Genomic DNA, 17,329 nt, shown 5'->3' with positions numbered 1-17,329 from the left:
AAGGCGGAGTGTCAGGCAACATCATTGTCGACTGACACTCCGCCTTCGCGAGCAAGCCCGCTCCCACAGGGGTTTTGCATTGTCATGCAACTCGTCCAGGTCAACGCCGGGTGATCACCACCTCAAGGTATTCACTCGGCACCACCAGCGATTTCTCTCCCGCTCTGTTCATGCGGTTGATCAGTTCGGTCAGGTCGTTTTCCAGCGCTTGGGCGCCTTCAGGAGGCAGCGCTGCGAATGCCTTGTGGACCGGGCCGTACCAGGTGCGGAACGTATCGATGAAATGCGCGGCCGAGCGGTAACGGAAGTTGAAGGTCTTGCGCGTCACCTGGAGCAGAAAGTCACTTTCGTCGAACTGCGTGTGCAGCCAGGCTTCGGTGCCCCACTGCGAAGGCGGTTGAGCGCCCGGCGGTGGCGGCAGGTGGCGGCCGAGGGTCTTGAACATCTGGCCGACAAACCCTTCGGGCGTCCAGTTGGCCAGGCCGATCCGCCCTCCGGGGCGACAGACCCGCGCCAGCTCCGCGGCGGCCTTGGGTTGGTCCGGCGTAAACATCACACCGAAGGTCGAAAGCACGGCATCGAAGCTGGCATCCTCGAACGGCAAGGCTTCAGCGTCAGCCACTTGAAACGTCACTTCCAGGCGTTCTGCCCTGGCCCGGTCTTCGCCGCGTTCCAGCAGCGCGGCCACGTAGTCGGTAGAGGTGACCTGGCAACCACGGCGCGCGGCAGCGAGCGTCGCGTTACCGTTGCCGGCGGCCACGTCGAGCACGCGTTCATCGCAAAGCAGGTCGCAGGCTTCGGCGAGTTGCTCGCCGACAATCTGCAAGGTGGTGCCTATCACGGCATAGTCGCCACTGGCCCAAGAGGCCATCTGACGGTTTTTCAAGGCAGTAAGATCAATGGGTGTACTCATGAATTCCGCTCCGTTGCGGGTTGGAATGCAGGCCCGGCTTATTCGGCCGTCGTGGGATCGATGATGTTCATGACCTGGGAAACGCTGTTGGCAGGGAAACCACCCACCCTGGCGTGTTCCCGGATGAGCTCTGCGTTCGGCGCGATGTACACGCAGTAGAGCTTGTCACCGGTGACGTAACTCTGAAGCCACTGCACCTCTGGCAGATCGCGCAGGACCTTGCAGGACTTTTGCGAGATCGCTTTCAAATCCCTTTCTGACAGTGTTCCAGCACCCGGAATCTCGCGTTCTATAACGAACTTAGGCATGGCAACCTCTCATTCTTGTTATTGATGACAGGGTCGGCAGACCCTCTGTGCCAACTATCGCGCCGGGCAACGCTGGCGTCCTGCCCGATCGTCGGCCAACCCTGTCCGATCGTCCGGAGATTTCACGCTCTGGCGCGACAGGCTCACAATCAAGCTCACCACCCAAAGCTGCCCGCCCACACGGGAAAACCACCATGGACGCCCTGTCCCAGACGTTGCGCGTCGTACGCCTGGTCGGCGCGATTTTCATCAATGCCAGGTTCACGGCCCCCTGGTGCTACCAGTCGCCGAGCGCCGACACGGCGGCGCCATTTCTGGAGCCCGGCGCCGAACGCGTGGTGATCTTCCACTTGATCACCGAAGGCGAGTGTTATGTCGAACTGGGTGATGATCCCCCACTCCTGCTGACGGCCGGTGATGTGGTGGTTTTCCCTCAGGGAGATGCCCACCGCATGAGCTCTAAACCGGGGCTCGCGCCCGCCACCGGTGCGCGGCTGGACGTGGTGCTGGCGCGCCGTCCACGGCAACTGAGCTATGGCGGTGGCGGCGCGGTAACACGGTTGGTGTGCGGCTATCTGGCGTGCGATACCCGTCTGGCCGGCATGTTGCTGACCGGGTTACCGGCGGTGGTGCGAGTCAATGTGCGCGGCTCGAATGCCGGTATCTGGCTGGAATCGTCGGTCCGATATGCGCTGGCCGAAGCGCGCTCGCCCCGCCCCGGCGGTGAAGGTGTGCTGGCGAAACTGGCCGAGGTGTTGTTCATCGAGGTGCTGCGCCTGTACATGCACGAACAAGGCGAAGGTCGCACCGGTTGGCTGGCGGGTGTGAGCGACCGGATTGTCGGCGCCGCCCTCAACGCGTTGCACAAAAAACCGTGCCACACCTGGACGCTGGATGAGCTGGCGCGCACTGCCGGCACTTCAAGGTCGGTGTTGGCTGAGCGCTTTCAGCAGTTGGTGGGGAGTTCGCCGATGCAGTACCTGACGCAATGGCGCATGTTGCTGGCAGCCAACCTGTTACGCAGCAGTAACAGCTCATTGATGCGGATTGCCGAAGAGGTGGGCTACCAGACTGACACGGCGTTCAGTCGGGCGTTTCGTCGAGAGTATGGAGCGCCACCCGCGGCGTGGCGGCGCAGTCAGGAGAAAAAACCAATGGCCCACGGCGCGCAGCCTGTGAGCCATTGATTTGAAGGTTTACGCGGCGGGTGCTTTGGCCTCTTCCAGCAACTGCTGAATCACTTTCTCCTGAGTCTCGTAGCTGCCTTCACCAAAGTGGGTGTAACGCACCTGGCCCTTGGCGTCGATCAGGTAGTGAGCCGGCCAGTACTGGTTGTCGAAATTGCGCCAGATCGCGTAGTTGTTGTCGATGGCCACCGGGTAGGTGATACCGAGCTTCTTCACCTGATCCTTGACGTTGTCGATGATGCGTTCAAAACCGTATTCAGGGGTGTGGACACCGATCACCACCAGGCCATCCTTCTCGTATTTCTTCGCCCAATCCTTCACGTAGGGCAAGGTGTGCTGGCAGTTGATGCAGTCGTAGGTCCAGAAGTCCACCAGCACCACTTTGCCTTTCAGCGAGTCGTTGCTCAGCGCCGGCGAGTTGAGCCATTCGACCGCACCGGACAGCGACGGCATGGGGCCTTGGGCGTTGTCCATGGACGAGTCCGCCTTGACCTTGCTGACGAAGTAATCGACGACTTTCGGTACGGTTTCCAGCACGCGTTGCTCAACCGTCGTCACGCCTTCGGACGAGGTGCCGGCCAGCAGTGTTTTGTCGGCACCGGTCGAAATCACCACCGCCGCCGCCAGCACCGCAACACCCGTACCACGACGCAGCCAACCGGTGACCGGGATCGACGTTTTCAAGCGATTGACCAGGCCGCGACCGGCGAAGATCAAGGTGCCCAGGGACAATGCGCTGCCCAGGCCGTACGCCACCAGTAACAGGCTGGTTTGAGCGTTTGCGCCTTGAAGCATGGCGCCCGTGAGGATGACCCCGAGAATCGGCCCAGCACACGGTGCCCAGAGCAGACCGGTGGCAACGCCGATCATGACCGAACCCAGCGGACCGGACATTTTGCGGGTGTCCGGATCGAGGCGGTTGCCCAGCGCCACGAAAGGACGGGCCAGCCAGTCACCGACACGGGCGGAAATCAGCGACAGGGCGAACAGCACCATCACGATCAGGGCCACATGTCGGCCGGTGTTGTTGGCTTGCACCACCCACTCGCTGCTGACCACGGCCAGGCTTGAGATCAGGGCGAAGGTCAGGACCATGCCGCTGAGGGTGAGCAGGATCGAGGAACGTGTGCGTTTAACACCGGCGAACAGGAACGGCACGACCGGGAGGATGCAGGGGCTGAGGACGGTCAATATGCCGCCCAGGAAAGCGATGAGAAACATGGTTGTCACCTTGAAAATGGTGGTTAGGATTCAAAATCCACCCCTCACCCTAACCCTCCCGAAACGTCGGACCGCCCCAAAGGGGCGAGGGGGTTGATTGAGTGGTTTGGTAGAAATTCTGCGACCTGCGCTTACGAGTCGAACTCAGATTTTGAAAAGCATGGAGATCTGCCCCCTTTCCCCCTCTCCCCCGTGGGGAGAGGGCTGGGGTGAGGGGTCGATTCCACTGACACCCTCAAGCAGTCTGGGTATCCAGCAACTGCCCCTGCGGCGTACGGCCCGAACCCTCCTCTGCCAGAAAAGCGCTCCCACCCTTCTCCCCCACCGGCGTCAGCTGGAAGCAAGTCGCGCTGCCACAGCTTTTCTGTTCAACAGCCGCGTTGGCATGGGCAGCGGCGCCAGCCGCGGAGAAGGCAATGGCAGTCAAAAAGCGGGTGACGTTGTTCATGATGTTCTTCCTGTTTCAATTGGGATGGACAATGGGTCAGCGCAGCACTCAGTTGTCTGAGTTGCAGCCATCAGCAAATTTGCGATAGTCCAGAACCTGGGTTTTGTTATGGGAGTCCAGGTACGTCAGCTGGGCATCCACAACCCCACAGGAAGTCGAGGCGTCCTGTTTCAGCGACAGCACTTTCTTGATGTCCAGGTGCGAGCCGTAGGTGTAGGTTTTAGCGGAGACATCGGCTTCGGCGCGGGCCGACAAGGTGCAGATGTTCAGGGCGGCAAACAGGCAAGCGGCGTAGACGGCTTTGGTGTTCATGGTGGTTTCCTCAAGGCTTCAATAGGGCAATCGTTGATTGGGCCGAGGCGGTTTGGTTTGCCTCGATGGAACCTATTAGAAGCCCGCGAGGTATCCCGACTGTGTCGGGAACAGGCGCGTGTAAATCGGTACGTATCAAAACCGGCTCGGGATACAGAGCGATACAAAAGCCCTGAAAATGAGTGTTTTTGCGTCCACGTGTATCCGCCGACAGGCCAGATACACTGCAATACAAAGGACTGCGGGCGAGCGGGCCAAGGCTCGATAGACTGCGCTACATCCCCCACCTACAGAGGCCTGGCCAAATGGAACACGTCGATCACATTCTCATCGTGGACGATGACCGCGAGATCCGGGAACTGGTAGGCAACTACCTCAAGAAAAACGGTCTGCGCACCACCGTCGTGGCGGATGGACGGCAAATGCGCACGTTCCTGGAATCCACGCCGGTGGACCTGATCGTGCTCGACATCATGATGCCGGGCGACGATGGCCTGATGCTGTGCCGTGAGTTGCGCGCCGGCAAACACAAGGCCACGCCGGTGCTGATGCTCACCGCGCGCAACGATGAAACCGACCGCATCATCGGCCTGGAAATGGGCGCCGACGACTACCTGGTCAAGCCGTTCGCTGCCCGTGAACTGCTCGCCCGCATCAACGCCGTGCTGCGCCGCACGCGGATGCTGCCACCCAACCTGGTGGTCACCGAAAGCGGTCGTTTGCTGGCCTTCGGGCGCTGGCGCCTGGACACCTCGGCCCGGCACTTGCTCGATGAAGACGGCACGATGGTCGCGCTCAGTGGTGCGGAATATCGGTTGCTGCGGGTATTCCTCGATCACCCGCAGCGGGTGCTCAATCGCGATCAATTGCTGAACCTGACCCAAGGCCGCGATGCCGACCTGTTCGACCGCTCCATCGACTTGCTGGTCAGCCGCTTGCGCCAGCGCTTGCTGGACGATGCCCGCGAACCGGCCTACATCAAGACCGTGCGCAGCGAAGGCTATGTGTTTTCCCTGCCGGTGGAAGTCCTCGGGGCGCCCTCATGAACCTCTCGATGCGCTGGCCTCGCACCCTCGCCTCGCGGCTGTCGCTGATCTTCCTGATCGGCTTGATTCTCGCGCAGGCGCTGTCTTTCGGCGCGCAATACTACGAGCGCTACGAAAGCACGAAGAACACCATGCTGGGCAATCTGGAAACCGACGTCTCGACCTCCATCGCCATCCTCGACCGCTTGCCGGCCGAAGAACGCATGAGCTGGCTGCAACAGCTGGATCGACGCAACTACCGCTATTTGTTGAACGAAGGCTCGCCGGGCATGCCCATGAGCGATTCGCCCATAGCGATGACGTCGATCAAAGAGGCCATCGGCAAGGATTACCCGATGACGGTGACCGACATCCCCGGGCCGGAAAAACATTTTCAGGTCCACCTGAAACTGGCGGACGGCAGCCCGGTGACCATCGACGTGCGCCCCTCGATGGTGCCGTTGTCGCCGTGGTTACCCATCGTGTTGCTCGGGCAACTGGCACTGATGCTCATCTGCACCTGGCTGGCCGTGAGAATCGCCATCCGCCCTCTCACCCGCCTCGCCCAAGCCGTCGAGACCCTGGACCCCAACACCCACGCGGTGCACCTCGACGAAAAAGGCCCGACCGAAGTCGCCCATGCCGCCATGGCCTTCAATTCGATGCAGGCGCGCATCGCCGCTTACCTCAAGGAGCGCATGCAACTGCTGGCGGCGATTTCCCACGACCTGCAAACCCCGATTACCCGCATGAAACTGCGTGCCGAATTCATGGACGACTCCGCCGAGAAGGACAAACTCTGGAATGACCTTGGCGAGATAGAACACCTGGTGCGCGAAGGCGTGGCCTATGCCCGCAGCGTGCATGGCGCCACCGAGGAAAGTCGCCGCACCAATCTGGATTCGTTCCTCGACAGCCTGGTGTTCGACTATCAGGACATGGGCAAAGACGTGCAGCTGGGCGGTAAAAGTGACGCGGTGATCAACACCCGGCCGCACGCCTTGCGGCGGGTGCTGGTGAACCTGACGGACAACGCGCTGAAGTTCGCTGGCGCCGCCGAATTGTGGGTGGAAGCGAAGGCTGACGGCAGTTTGTCGGTGAAAGTGATGGACCGTGGTCCGGGGATTGCCGAGGAGGAATTGGCTCAGGTGATGGAACCGTTTTATCGCGTGGAGAATTCGCGTAACCGCAGTACCGGCGGGACAGGGTTGGGGTTGGCGATTGCACAGCAGTTGGCGTTGGCGATCGGGGGATCGTTGACGTTGAGTAATCGTGAGGGAGGTGGGTTGTGCGCGGAGCTCAAATTACCGGCTCAGTAGCATGATCGCTCCCACTCTGCGTGGGAACGATCAGTACAGGATCAAGCCGGGTAGTTGGCGCGCAAGGCCTCCAGGCCACCCTGGTAGATACCGGTAAACAGCGCCACCACTTCCTCGTCACTCACACCGACAGGTGCAAACCGCCCAGACCACGTCACTCGCGTGCCCTGCCCCTGCGCTTCAACACTGATAGTCGCCAGATAGTCAGTAGCCGGAAATGGCGCCTGCAAAATCGAATAACTGTAAGTCTTCCCGGCGTTATCAAACGCCTCCAACCGCTCAACCACCACCGCCCCATCCGCCGTTTGCAAGCTACGCACCCGACCGCCTTCACTCAGCTCGCTTTTGGGAATAAACGGCAGCCAGTCCGGCAGCGAGTTAAAGCCGCCAATCAATTGCCAAACCTGGTCGGCGGTCGCCGGGATGTCGATGAATGCTGATGCTGTAGCCATGAAATGTTCTCTCTCAATCAATAAGGTTCAGATTGCCATGCTGTCGACGACGCCGCCGTCGACCCGCAACGCCGCGCCAGTAGTGGCCGAAGACAGCGGCGAAGCGATATAAGCCACCAGATTCGCGACTTCCTCGACATCCGCCACGCGCTGGATGATCGAACTCGGCCGGGCCTTGCGCACGAAGGCGTCGGCTTCTTCCCGCGCACTGCGGCCGGATTCGGCGGTGGCGTCCTTGAGCATCTGCTCCAGGCCGTCGGTAAAGGTCGGGCCGGGCAGGATGGCGTTGACCGTCACCCCGGTGCCCGCCAGCCGCTTGGCCAGACCATGAGACACCGCCAGGTTGGCGCTTTTGGTCACGCCGTAATTGATCATGTCGGCCGGTGTTGCGACCCCGGATTCCGAGGACAGGAAAATCACCCGGCCCCAGCCCTGCTTGACCATGTCCGGCACGTAATGGCGTGACAGGCGCACGCCGGAGATCACGTTGACCTCATAAAAACGCGTCCACTCGCTGTCCGGTGCGTCGAAGAAATCCACGTCGTTGAAGATCCCGAGGTTGTTCACCAGGATGTCCGCCCGTGGTTCGGCGGCGAACAACAACTCGGCGCCTTCGGCGGTGCCGAGGTCTGCGGTCAGGCCACGCAACTGCGCGTCCGGCACGCTCTGGCGAATGCTCGCCAGCGCTTGTTCGACCTTGGCCGCCTCGCGGCCGATCACCACCACCGTGGCGCCGGATTCGGCCAGCGCCTTACTGATGCCCAGGCCAATACCGGCGGTGCTACCGCTGACAATGGCGAGTTTTCCAGTCAGATCGATTTTCATGCTCAACCTCCAATAATCGGCAATGGCGCACGTTCGGACACCAGTTTCGCGTCGCGCATCGCCTGCCAGAAAGCGGCGGGAATGACGGCCGACATCGCCGCAACGTCTTCAGCAATCCGGTCCGGACGGCTGGACCCCGGAATCACCGCCGCCACGGCCGGGTTAGCCAGGGAGAACTGCAACGCAGCCGCCTTGATGTCGACACCATGTGCGGCAGCGATGCGTTTGATCTGCTCGACTTTGTTGATGATCGCCAGGCTGGCTTTCTGGTACTCGAAGTGTGTGCCACCGGCCAGAATGCCCGAGCTGTAAGGACCGCCGACCACGATCTCGACGTTCTGCGCCAGCGCAGCATCCATCAGACGTTGCAAGGCACGATCGTGGTCGAGCAGCGTGTAGCGACCGGCCAGCAGAAAACCGTCCGGCTGGGCTTCAGTCAGATCCAGAGTCAGTTCGCACGGTTCAACCTTGTTCACGCCCAGGCCCCAGCCCTTGATCACGCCTTCTTCGCGCAAGCGGGTCAGCACTTTGAAGGCACCGGTGCGGGCCTGGTTGAAGTATTCCAGCCATTGATCGCCGTAGAAGTCCTGGGCGATGTCATGCACCCAGACGATGTCCAGACGATCGGTTTGCAGGCGCTTGAGGCTGTCTTCGATGGAGCGCATCGTGGCGTCGGCGCTGTAGTCGTTGACGATCTTGTTCGGGCGACCGTGTTCGAACACTCCACTTTTTTCGCCCAAGTCACGGGCCGCCGCATCTTCAACTTCATCGAGAATGACCCGGCCGACTTTGCTGCTCAGCACATAGTCCTCGCGGTTGTACTGGGCCAGCGCGGCGCCCAGACGAATTTCCGACAGGCCCGAACCGTAAAACGGCGCGGTGTCGAAGTAACGCACGCCGGCATCCCAGGCGGCGTGCACGGTGGCCATCGCCTCTTCTTCAGGAATGGCGCGGAACATGTTGCCCAATGGGGCGGTGCCAAAACCGAGGGTGCCAGGCAATTTGTCTTTCAAGCTCATGGGTTTTTCCTCTTGAGTGTCAGGGGTCATCAGAGGTGACCGTTGAGCAGATCCTAGATTGCGAGGATCGGACCGTCCAAGACATAATGCGCAGCACTTGAGTCCCTATAGGTCTGACATGATCGACATCCGCCAATTGCGCTACTTCGTCGCCGTCGCCGAAGAAGAACACGTCGGTCGCGCCGCCGAACGCCTGCACATTTCCCAGTCGCCGCTTAGCCGGCAGATCGCCCAGCTCGAAGAACGCCTGGGGCTGACCCTGTTTGAACGCAGCCAGCAACGCATTCGCCTGACCCGCGATGGCCAGACTTTCCTGGCCGAAACCCGTGCCCTGCTGACCCACGCCAATCGCCTGGAATCCCTGGGCAAGCGCCTCGGTCGTGGCGAAGAAGGCGGCTTGTGCATCGGCTACATCGAAAACGCCATGCACGCCGGCGTCCTGCCCAATGCCTTGCGGGTGCTGCGGGTCGACCGGCCGAACGTGCACGTCGCGCTGTACAACCTCAATTCCGCCGAACAACTCGAAGGCCTGCGTCAGCGTAGTCTGGATATCGCGCTGGTCAGCGAACCGCCCGTCGCCGAAGACCCGGACCTGCTGGGTTTTCAGGTGCTGGACGATCCGATGCTGCTGGCCCTGCCCGAACATCATCCTTTGGCGCACAACCCAACCCTGACCCCGGCAGACCTGGCCGATCAGGAATGGATCGGCGTGCAACCCCGCCAGGACGCCGCCAGCCGCAACGACTTCGTCAGCGCCTGCATCCGCGCCGGTTTCACCCCGGACATTCGTATGGAAGCCACTGAACCGTTTACCGCGTTGGGATTGGTGGCATCGGGGTTGGGCATCGCAATGATTCAGAAAGGCCTGAGCCGCAACGCACCGCCCGGCGTGGTGCTGCGGGAAGTCCCGTGGATTTCCTTCACCACACCGCTGTGGGCCGCTTGGCACCGGATCAATTTGCGACCGCTGGTGGAAACGTTCAGGAAAGTGCTGACGGAACCGGGCCCGACCACATGATCGTGGGAACGATCGAACATCGTCGTTTATTTGCTCACTGGGGTTTGGTGCTTTACTGAAAAGATCCCGAAACCCAGCGAGAAGCCCGCATGAACCGCAACGACCTGCGCCGCGTCGACATGAACCTGCTGGTGATTTTCGAAACCCTGATGTTCGAAAAGAACCTGACCCGGGCCGGGGAGAAGCTGTTTCTCGGCCAGCCCGCCGTCAGTGCCTCACTGGCCAAGTTGCGCGACCTGTTCGACGACCCGCTGCTGGTGCGTAACGGTCGCGTGCTGGAGCCGACCCAGCGGGCCCTGGCGATCCTCAAGGAGTTGCAGCCGGCGATGGACACCATCTCCGGCGCGGTCAGCCGGGCCAAGGATTTCGACCCGTCCACCAGCCGCGACGTGTTTCGCATCGGCCTGTCCGACGACGCCGAGTTCGGCCTGTTTCCGCCGCTGCTCAAGCAAATACGCGAAGAGGCGCAGAACGTCGTGGTGGTGGTGCGTCGGGTGAATTTCCTGCTGATGTCGTCGATGCTCTCCACCGGGGAGATTTCCGTCGGGATCAGCTACACCACGGAACTGCCGGCCAACGCCAAGCGCAAGAAGTTGCGTGACCTAAGCGTCAAGATCCTGCGCGGCGACAATCGTCCCGGCACCCTGACCCTGGATGAATACTGCGAACGTCCGCACGCGCTGGTGTCGTTTTCCGGGGATTTGACCGGCGCCATCGACAACGACCTCGCGCGCATCGGCCGCTCGCGTCGGGTGGTGCTGGCGGTGCCGCAATTCGCCGGCCTGCGCGCCTTGCTGGCCGGCACCGACATGCTCGCCACGGTGCCGGACTACGCGGCGTGCGCGCTGATCGAAGGCAGCAGCCAACTGCGGGCCGACGACCCGCCGTTTGACATCGTGCTGTCCGAACTGTCCATGGTCTGGAACGGGGTCAACGATAACGATCCGGCAGAACGTTGGTTGCGCTCGCGAATTTCCCAACACATGTCGGCGCCGCTGCCGGGGCACTAATCGATTGGAAAGATGCGGGGTCGGTCTCACGCAGGTACACCGGCAAGTCAGTGACCGGCGGCATGACCGGGATCTCGAAATACATCTGGATCACCCAGCCGCGGTGATAACTGGCGTGATTGACCACATGCATCAGTATCGCGCCGGCGCTCATGATGCCGCTTTCCCCCGAGACAAAGCTGAACTCGACGGGTTTATCCAGCGAGGCATCGGTCTGCCGTTCGCTCCAGTCGCAGTACCAGTGATCGATGTCCTTTTGCGCCAGGCGCAACTCAGCGAGGTCGGGATGCAGCAGATCATGTGAAGTTTTAAAGCCGTGCCCTCGGCCTTCGAGGTGGGCCCGCCAGATGCAGTCCACCACGTAGATGTGGTTCAGGGTGCCGATCATGTTCTTGAACACCGACACGCGCTCTTTATTGACCTCACCCGGCGGCAGTGCGGCCAGGCTGTCAAAGAGGCGTTGATTGGCCCAGCGTTTGTAATCGGCAAGCATGCGGGCAGTGCGTACGTTAATCATCGGAGGTCTCCCATTGTGATGGGCGCACTGCCAAGCATAGCCCTCAGGGCGAGCGGCATTGCAAACGCTGATTACCGGTCACTTCACGACCTGTGTAGCAGCTGTCGAGCAACGCGAGGCTGCGTTCGGCGGCGAAGCCGTCGTAAAACCTGCGCACGCGGTTTACCTGATAGACCGCAGCGCCTGAATTCACGACTGCTTCGCAGCCGAACGCAGGCTTCGCCAGCTGCTACAAAGAATGCGGAGTCAGTTGGTCCACCACCCGATCGGCCAGAGCCAGGCAACTGGTCAACCCCGGTGATTCGATTCCGAACAGGTTCACCAGCCCCGGCACACCATGCTCGGCCGGACCATTGATGACAAAGTCGGCCGCCGGCTCGGTCGGCCCGGTGATTTTCGGGCGAATGCCGCTGTAGGCCGGTTGCAGGCTGTTATCGGGCAACGCCGGCCAGTAGCGCCGAATCGCCTCGTAGAAGCCATCGGCTCGGCGTGGATCCACACGATAATCGACCTGATCGACCCATTCGACGTCCGGCCCGAAGCGCGCCTGACCGCCCAGATCCAGCGTCATGTGCACGCCCAGCCCCGCGCTCTCCGGTGCCGGATACACCAAATGCCGGAACGGCGCCCGGCCGCTGAAACTGAAATAGCTGCCCTTGCACAATCGTGCCTCGGGAATGTGTTGCGACGGCAAGCCTTCAATCCGGCTCGCCACCTCAGGCGCAAACAATCCGGCGCAATTGATCAACTCGCAGCAGCTCAAGGTCATCGGTTGGGCGCCGCCCATCTGCAGTTCGAAACCTTGCTCGGTGCAACGGGCCGACGCCAGCGGCGTATGAAAAACCAGCGACGTGCCGCTGGCCTCGGCATCCGCCTGAAGCGCCAGCATCAGGGCATGGGAATCGACAATCCCGGTAGACGGCGACCAGAGCGCAGCGACGCAGGACACTGCCGGTTCAAGTTCCCGCGCCTGTTCGGCGTCCAGCCATTGCAAGTCATCGACGCCATTATGCCGGCCCTGCTCCAGCAACTTCCGCAAGGCCGCGCACTGACCGTCATCCGTAGCCACGATCAGCTTGCCCAGGCGCTGGTAATCGACGCCGCGCTCATCGCAAAAGGCGTAAAGGCGTTGTTTGCCCTCTACGCACAATTGCGCCTTGAGGCTGCCGCTATGGTAGTAAATGCCGGCGTGGATCACTTCCGAGTTGCGCGAGCTGATGCCCACGCCAATGCCCTCGCCCGCCTCGACCAGGATCACTTCCCGCCCGCTGCGGGCCAGGGCTCTGGCGACCGCCAGCCCGACCACTCCGGCCCCGACCACCACGCATTCGATATCGACGCTCACCTGCCCTCCGCTCCTTTCACGCCAGCCCTCGTTCCCGATAATCGATCAGGCTGGAGAATATCGCCAGCAGCATGGCCATGACCACGAAGAAGATCAGCACCAGGAAATACGACCCGGTGAACTGCACGATCAGCCCGATCAGGATCGGCACGATCACCCCGGCCATGTTCCCGCAGAAGTTCATGGTGCCGGCCAGCACGCCGGTTTTCGAAGTGCCGCCGAGAATCGACGGAATGCACCAGTACATGCCGCACCAGCGAATGAAAAACATCGCCACGCAGAGCAAGCCGATCGCTTTGCTGGCCTCACTCGCATACGCCACCGCCAGCATGCACAGGGCCGCCACCAGCGCCGAGCCGCTGAACATGCTGCGCATCACCAAATTCGGCGAGGCGCCGCTGGACTTCCATTTATCCCCCAGATAACCGCCGACCAGCTCGCCGACGAAACCGCACATGAAGATCAGGAACGTCGCCCCGCCCATGCTCGAAATGTTCAGGCCGTGGGTCTGGTGCAGGTAGCTCGGCATCCAGGTCAGCAGTCCGTAGAACACGCTGAGGATGCAGCAATAACCAGCGAACATGGCCAATACCGAGCGATCCTTGAGCAACTCCTTGAATGCGATGCTGGTCACTGCGCCGGGTTGGCTGACTTTGATATTGCCCTCGGTGATGTGCGCCAGTTCCGCAGCATTCACCCCAGGGTGTTCGCTGGGATGGTTGCGGATGTATTTCCAGGCCAGCACGCCGGCAAGCATGGTGCCGATGCCGGCAATCACGAAGGCGATGCGCCAGGAGTCGAACCAGCCGATCAGGCCGGCAATGATGATCGCGCCGAAGGCACTGCCCAGCGGTGCCCCGCCGTCGACCAACACCGCGCCGCGCCCACGTTCGTTAGGGGTCAGCCAGGCACCGTTGAGCTTGGCCCCGGCCGGCATGATCGGCGACTCGGCAATGCCCAGGCCCATGCGGGTGATCAACAACGTGATCCAGTTGTGCGCGCCGGCGGCCAGGGCTTGAAAGGCGCCCCAGGCGACGGTCGCGATGACGATCACACGGCGGGTCTGAAAACGATCCAGCAGCATGCCGCCGGGTATCTGCATCAACGCGTAGGACCAGAAAAACGCGCTGAGCATCAAGCCTTCCAGCGCTGGCGGAATCTGGAACTCACTGGAAATCAGCGGCAAGGCCACCGACAGCGAGGCGCGGTCAATGTAGTTGATCGCGGTCAGCAGCAACATGATGAGGAAGATCCGCCAGCGCACGCTGGTCGGGCGCTCGGTTGCAGACGCGGCGGTCAGCCGTAGGGTTTCGGCACTCGGATTGTTCATGAGGGGCGCTCTTTATTGTTGTGGATGCAAGCGGCCCAACACCAGTCAGCCATGGTTCTGAATGCTGCAATCCCCTGTGGGAGCGAACTGTGGCGAGGGGATTTATCCCCGCTCGGCTGCGAAGCAGTCGTCAATCCGGACAAACCGGTCCGTCTGAACGGACACGGGGCCGCTTCGCGACCCAACGGGGATAAATCCCCTCGCCACAGTTCGCGCCTACAGGTTTTGCATTTTGGCTGGCTGGCGTTAGGCAAGCGGTCCCACTCTAATCACGCCCCCGACAGCTGAATAATGAGGGGATCTGATTGGGGGATCACCGAATGTCATCCCCCCAAAAGATCAGAACGTACCGGGATAACTGCCGCCGTCCAGCAACAGGTTTTGCCCGGTGAGGAAACCGGCGTGGGCGCTGCAGATGAATGCGCAATAGGCGCCGAACTCGTCGGGTTGGCCGAAACGCTGGGCCGGAATGTGCTTGCGCCGCTGCTCGCTGATGCTCTCGACCGTGGTGCTGTTGGCTTCGGCGGCGGCACTAAGGGTTTTGTGCAAGCGCTCGGTCTCGAATGGGCCTGGCAGCAGATTGTTGATGGTCACGTTGTGCCCGGCCAGCCGCGACTGGCGCGCGAGCCCGGCGATGAAACCGGTCAGCCCGCTGCGGGCACCGTTGGACAGGCCCAGCACATCGATCGGCGCCTTCACCGCGCCAGACGTGATGTTGACGATGCGCCCGAACCCGCGCTCGGCCATGCCATCGACGCAGGCCTTGATCAGTTCGATGGGCGTGAGCATGTTGGCATCCAGCGCTTTCAACCAGTCTTCGCGCTGCCAGTCACGGAAGTCACCCGGCGGCGGGCCGCCAGCGTTATTGATCAGGATGTCCACCTGCGGACACGCCGCCAATACCTGCTCGCGCACCGCAGGCGTGCTGATATCCCCGGCCACCGTGCGCACTTCGATGCTCGGTGCCAGTTGGCGCAACTCGTCGGCGGCGGCCTGCAAGGTTTCGTTGCCACGGGCGTTGATCACCAGGTTGACGCCCTCCTTCGCCAAGGCTCGCGCACAGGCCAGACCCAGCCCCTTGCTGGCGGCGCAGACGATGGCCCAGCGGCCCGAAATAGCCAAATCCATGATGGTGCTCCTGTTGGTTGTGAGTTGAGGAAGACTGTGTGCGTTTAGAGTGAAGTCGTGGTGTTTCTGGACTTTGCATCAGCCTTCGGAACCAGCCCTCACCCTAGCCCTCTCCCGGAGGTAGAGGGGACTGACCGAGTTGTTCTTTCGAATTACATCGACCTGAAATATCGAGTCGAACTCAGGCTATGAAAACAACAAAAATCGGCTCCCTTTCCCCTCTCCCCTGTGGGGAGAGGGCTGGGGTGAGGGGTGGATCTTGTAGCCGGCACACCCCTTCCGACAAGTGATGACAAACAGTGATCCCCAGATCAGACCTTTTCATTATCAGCCGCCTCCCACGCTTATTACTGTCTCCAGACCAATAAGAACCGGAGACACACATGAACCCGTTCCAGTTTTATTTCCCCACGACCCTGAAAAGCGGTAACGGCCTGGTGCGTCAGGCCGGTGCGCTGCTCAAGCCGCATGTTCGAAAAAAACTGCTGGTGGTCACCGATGAAGGCTTGATGGCCTCGGGCGTGATGGAAGGTTTTTTCGCATCGTTGGCCGACAGTGACATTCACTACGAAGTGTTCTCCGGCGTCGAACCCAATCCCACCACCGACGTGCTGGAACGCGCCGTGGCATTCCTGAAAAACCACGACTGCGATTCGGTGATCGGCGTCGGGGGCGGCAGCAGCATCGACACTGCCAAGGGTGTGGCGGCCATGGCCACCAACCCTGGCAACATCCTCGACTACGAAGGCTACGACAAGCTGCTGCACCCGCCTCTGCCGATCTTTGCCATTCCGACCACCTCCGGCACCGGCAGCGAATGCACCGCCTCCACGGTCTTCACCAACACCAAAACCCTGTTCAAGACCGTGATCATCAGCCCGGCGCTGTTTCCGAAACTGGCGATTCTCGACGCCGAACTGACGCTCAAACTGCCGCCGTCGATCACCGCTGCCACGGGCATGGATGCGTTGACCCACGCCATCGAATCCTACGTATCGAAGCAGGCCAACCCGGTCAGCCAGGCCCTGGCACTGCAAGCGATCAAGATGATCTGCACCCACCTGCCAAAAGCATTTTTCAGCGGCTCCGACCTGCACGCCCGGGAACAGATGCTGCTCGGTTCGTTCCTCGCTGGCGTCGCGTTCGCTCAATCGAAACTGGGCAACGTGCACGCGATCTCCCACACCTTCGGCGGCGTATTCAACATTCCCCACGGCATCGCCAACGCGACGCTGCTGCCCTACGTCATCGAATACAACCTGGCGGCCTGCCCGGAACTGTTTCGTGAAATCGCCATGGCCATGGGTGAGAACGTTGACGGTCTGAGCGTTGCCCGCGCCGGGCACAAAGTGGTGGAGCACGTGGTGGCACTGAACAAGGCCATCGGCATTCCCGACAACATCAAGGACCTGGGCGTGGACCTAGACTACATGCCGCAAATGGTCAGCGACTCGATGCGCAGCGGCAACGTGCTGGTCAATCCGCGTCTGACCACCGCCGCCGACATCGAACGAATCATCAGCAACGCCTGGCACGGCATTCATTCCTAAAGAGACGACTCCCATGTTTTACGAAATGCGCACCTACACGATTCAAATCGGAAAAATGCAGACCTATCTCAAGCACTTCGAAGAAACCGGCCTGCCGGTGATCTCCCGCTACACCACGCTGGTGGGCTGGTGGTACACCGAAATCGGCGAGCTGAATCAGGTCATCCACATCTGGGCCTACGAGAGCCTCGATGACCGGATCAAGAAACGGGCGGCGCTGTATCAGGATCCGGACTGGCTTGAAGGCTTCGTGCCGAAGGCGTTCCCGATGCTGGAAAAGATGGAATCGAAACTGCTGATCGCCGCGGATTTCTCCCCCATCAAATAATCCCCTGTGGGAGCGGGCTTGCTCGCGAAGGCGGTGTGTCAGCCACATCAATGGCGACTGATACACCGCCTTCG

Annotated in this window: 19 protein-coding genes; 7 read left to right on the top strand and 12 right to left on the bottom strand. The window is 61.2% G+C overall.

Going from position 1 to position 17,329, the window contains the following annotated elements; translation table 11 throughout:
• Positions 1–100: 100 nt before the first annotated feature.
• Both KGB23_RS29255 and KGB23_RS29250 read right to left on the bottom strand, forming a co-directional pair.
• A complete protein-coding gene (locus KGB23_RS29255; protein WP_223433588.1) occupies positions 101–913 on the bottom strand; it encodes a class I SAM-dependent methyltransferase in 813 nt (270 codons plus the stop codon).
• Positions 914–951: 38 nt separating this feature from the next.
• Positions 952–1,221, bottom strand: coding sequence for a DUF4242 domain-containing protein (locus KGB23_RS29250; RefSeq protein WP_223433587.1), 270 nt, complete (start codon positions 1,219–1,221; stop codon positions 952–954).
• 194 nt (positions 1,222–1,415) lie between these two features.
• On the opposite strand from KGB23_RS29250, the gene KGB23_RS29245 reads away from it, so the two are divergent.
• Positions 1,416–2,408 carry an AraC family transcriptional regulator gene (locus tag KGB23_RS29245; protein ID WP_223433586.1) on the top strand — a complete coding sequence of 331 codons (993 nt, stop codon included), beginning with the start codon at positions 1,416–1,418 and terminating at the stop codon, positions 2,406–2,408.
• A 9-nt stretch (positions 2,409–2,417) separates the two neighbouring features.
• Here KGB23_RS29245 and KGB23_RS29240 read toward each other — a convergent pair whose 3' ends face one another.
• The 3 genes from KGB23_RS29240 to KGB23_RS29230 form a co-directional block, all read right to left on the bottom strand.
• Positions 2,418–3,629 carry a cytochrome c biogenesis protein DipZ gene (locus tag KGB23_RS29240; RefSeq protein WP_223433585.1) on the bottom strand — a complete coding sequence of 404 codons (1,212 nt, stop codon included), beginning with the start codon at positions 3,627–3,629 and terminating at the stop codon, positions 2,418–2,420.
• Positions 3,630–3,864: 235 nt separating this feature from the next.
• A complete protein-coding gene (locus tag KGB23_RS29235) occupies positions 3,865–4,077 on the bottom strand; it encodes a hypothetical protein (protein WP_223433584.1) in 213 nt (70 codons plus the stop codon).
• Between the two features lie 48 nt (positions 4,078–4,125).
• Complete coding sequence (locus KGB23_RS29230; RefSeq protein ID WP_223433583.1) at positions 4,126–4,389, bottom strand: DUF2790 domain-containing protein; 264 nt, start codon at positions 4,387–4,389, stop codon at positions 4,126–4,128.
• Positions 4,390–4,694: 305 nt separating this feature from the next.
• On the opposite strand from KGB23_RS29230, the gene KGB23_RS29225 reads away from it, so the two are divergent.
• Both KGB23_RS29225 and KGB23_RS29220 read left to right on the top strand, forming a co-directional pair.
• Positions 4,695–5,435 carry a response regulator gene (locus KGB23_RS29225; RefSeq protein ID WP_033060285.1) on the top strand — a complete coding sequence of 247 codons (741 nt, stop codon included), beginning with the start codon at positions 4,695–4,697 and terminating at the stop codon, positions 5,433–5,435.
• The gene (locus tag KGB23_RS29220) at positions 5,432–6,733 is read left to right on the top strand and encodes a sensor histidine kinase (protein WP_223433582.1); all 1,302 of its coding nucleotides are present in this window, start codon (positions 5,432–5,434) and stop codon (positions 6,731–6,733) included. The genes KGB23_RS29225 and KGB23_RS29220 overlap by 4 nt, the downstream gene beginning before the upstream one ends.
• Positions 6,734–6,774: 41 nt before the next feature.
• On the opposite strand, the gene KGB23_RS29215 is transcribed toward KGB23_RS29220, so the two are convergent.
• The 3 genes from KGB23_RS29215 to KGB23_RS29205 are packed head-to-tail and all read right to left on the bottom strand — an operon-like array spanning position 6,775 to position 9,029.
• On the bottom strand, positions 6,775–7,185 hold the full coding sequence (locus tag KGB23_RS29215; protein ID WP_150656099.1) for an SRPBCC family protein: 411 nt from the start codon (positions 7,183–7,185) through the stop codon (positions 6,775–6,777).
• Between the two features lie 27 nt (positions 7,186–7,212).
• Positions 7,213–8,010 carry an SDR family NAD(P)-dependent oxidoreductase gene (locus KGB23_RS29210; RefSeq protein WP_223433581.1) on the bottom strand — a complete coding sequence of 266 codons (798 nt, stop codon included), beginning with the start codon at positions 8,008–8,010 and terminating at the stop codon, positions 7,213–7,215.
• Positions 8,011–8,012: 2 nt separating this feature from the next.
• A complete protein-coding gene (locus tag KGB23_RS29205) occupies positions 8,013–9,029 on the bottom strand; it encodes an aldo/keto reductase (protein ID WP_223433580.1) in 1,017 nt (338 codons plus the stop codon).
• A 118-nt stretch (positions 9,030–9,147) separates the two neighbouring features.
• On the opposite strand from KGB23_RS29205, the gene KGB23_RS29200 reads away from it, so the two are divergent.
• Positions 9,148–10,047 carry a LysR substrate-binding domain-containing protein gene (locus KGB23_RS29200; protein ID WP_223433579.1) on the top strand — a complete coding sequence of 300 codons (900 nt, stop codon included), beginning with the start codon at positions 9,148–9,150 and terminating at the stop codon, positions 10,045–10,047.
• A gap of 89 nt (positions 10,048–10,136) precedes the next feature.
• Positions 10,137–11,057, top strand: coding sequence for a LysR substrate-binding domain-containing protein (locus KGB23_RS29195; protein WP_223433578.1), 921 nt, complete (start codon positions 10,137–10,139; stop codon positions 11,055–11,057).
• Here the strand turns inward: KGB23_RS29195 and KGB23_RS29190 are convergent.
• From KGB23_RS29190 to KGB23_RS29175, 4 genes are all read right to left on the bottom strand, one after another.
• Positions 10,978–11,574 (bottom strand): DinB family protein, encoded by a 597-nt coding sequence (locus tag KGB23_RS29190; RefSeq protein ID WP_095131710.1) that lies wholly within the window; start codon positions 11,572–11,574, stop codon positions 10,978–10,980. The two genes, KGB23_RS29195 and KGB23_RS29190, sit on opposite strands and share 80 nt — an antisense overlap.
• A 229-nt stretch (positions 11,575–11,803) precedes the next feature.
• The gene (locus tag KGB23_RS29185; RefSeq protein ID WP_223433577.1) at positions 11,804–12,919 is read right to left on the bottom strand and encodes an NAD(P)/FAD-dependent oxidoreductase; all 1,116 of its coding nucleotides are present in this window, start codon (positions 12,917–12,919) and stop codon (positions 11,804–11,806) included.
• A gap of 16 nt (positions 12,920–12,935) precedes the next feature.
• The gene (locus KGB23_RS29180) at positions 12,936–14,249 is read right to left on the bottom strand and encodes an MFS transporter (protein WP_223433576.1); all 1,314 of its coding nucleotides are present in this window, start codon (positions 14,247–14,249) and stop codon (positions 12,936–12,938) included.
• Between the two features lie 339 nt (positions 14,250–14,588).
• A complete protein-coding gene (locus tag KGB23_RS29175) occupies positions 14,589–15,377 on the bottom strand; it encodes an SDR family oxidoreductase (protein WP_223433575.1) in 789 nt (262 codons plus the stop codon).
• 383 nt (positions 15,378–15,760) lie between these two features.
• Between KGB23_RS29175 and KGB23_RS29170 the strand changes: the two genes are divergently transcribed.
• Positions 15,761–16,927 (top strand): iron-containing alcohol dehydrogenase, encoded by a 1,167-nt coding sequence (locus KGB23_RS29170; RefSeq protein ID WP_223433574.1) that lies wholly within the window; start codon positions 15,761–15,763, stop codon positions 16,925–16,927.
• Positions 16,928–16,940: 13 nt separating this feature from the next.
• Positions 16,941–17,255: an NIPSNAP family protein gene (locus KGB23_RS29165; protein WP_046055817.1), complete on the top strand. Its 315-nt coding sequence runs from the start codon at positions 16,941–16,943 to the stop codon at positions 17,253–17,255.
• The last annotated feature ends 74 nt before the right edge of the window (positions 17,256–17,329 follow it).

Source organism: Pseudomonas sp. GL-B-26 (genome assembly GCF_019947405.1).
Lineage (GTDB): Bacteria > Pseudomonadota > Gammaproteobacteria > Pseudomonadales > Pseudomonadaceae > Aquipseudomonas.
This window is presented reverse-complemented; position numbering and strand designations above follow the sequence as displayed.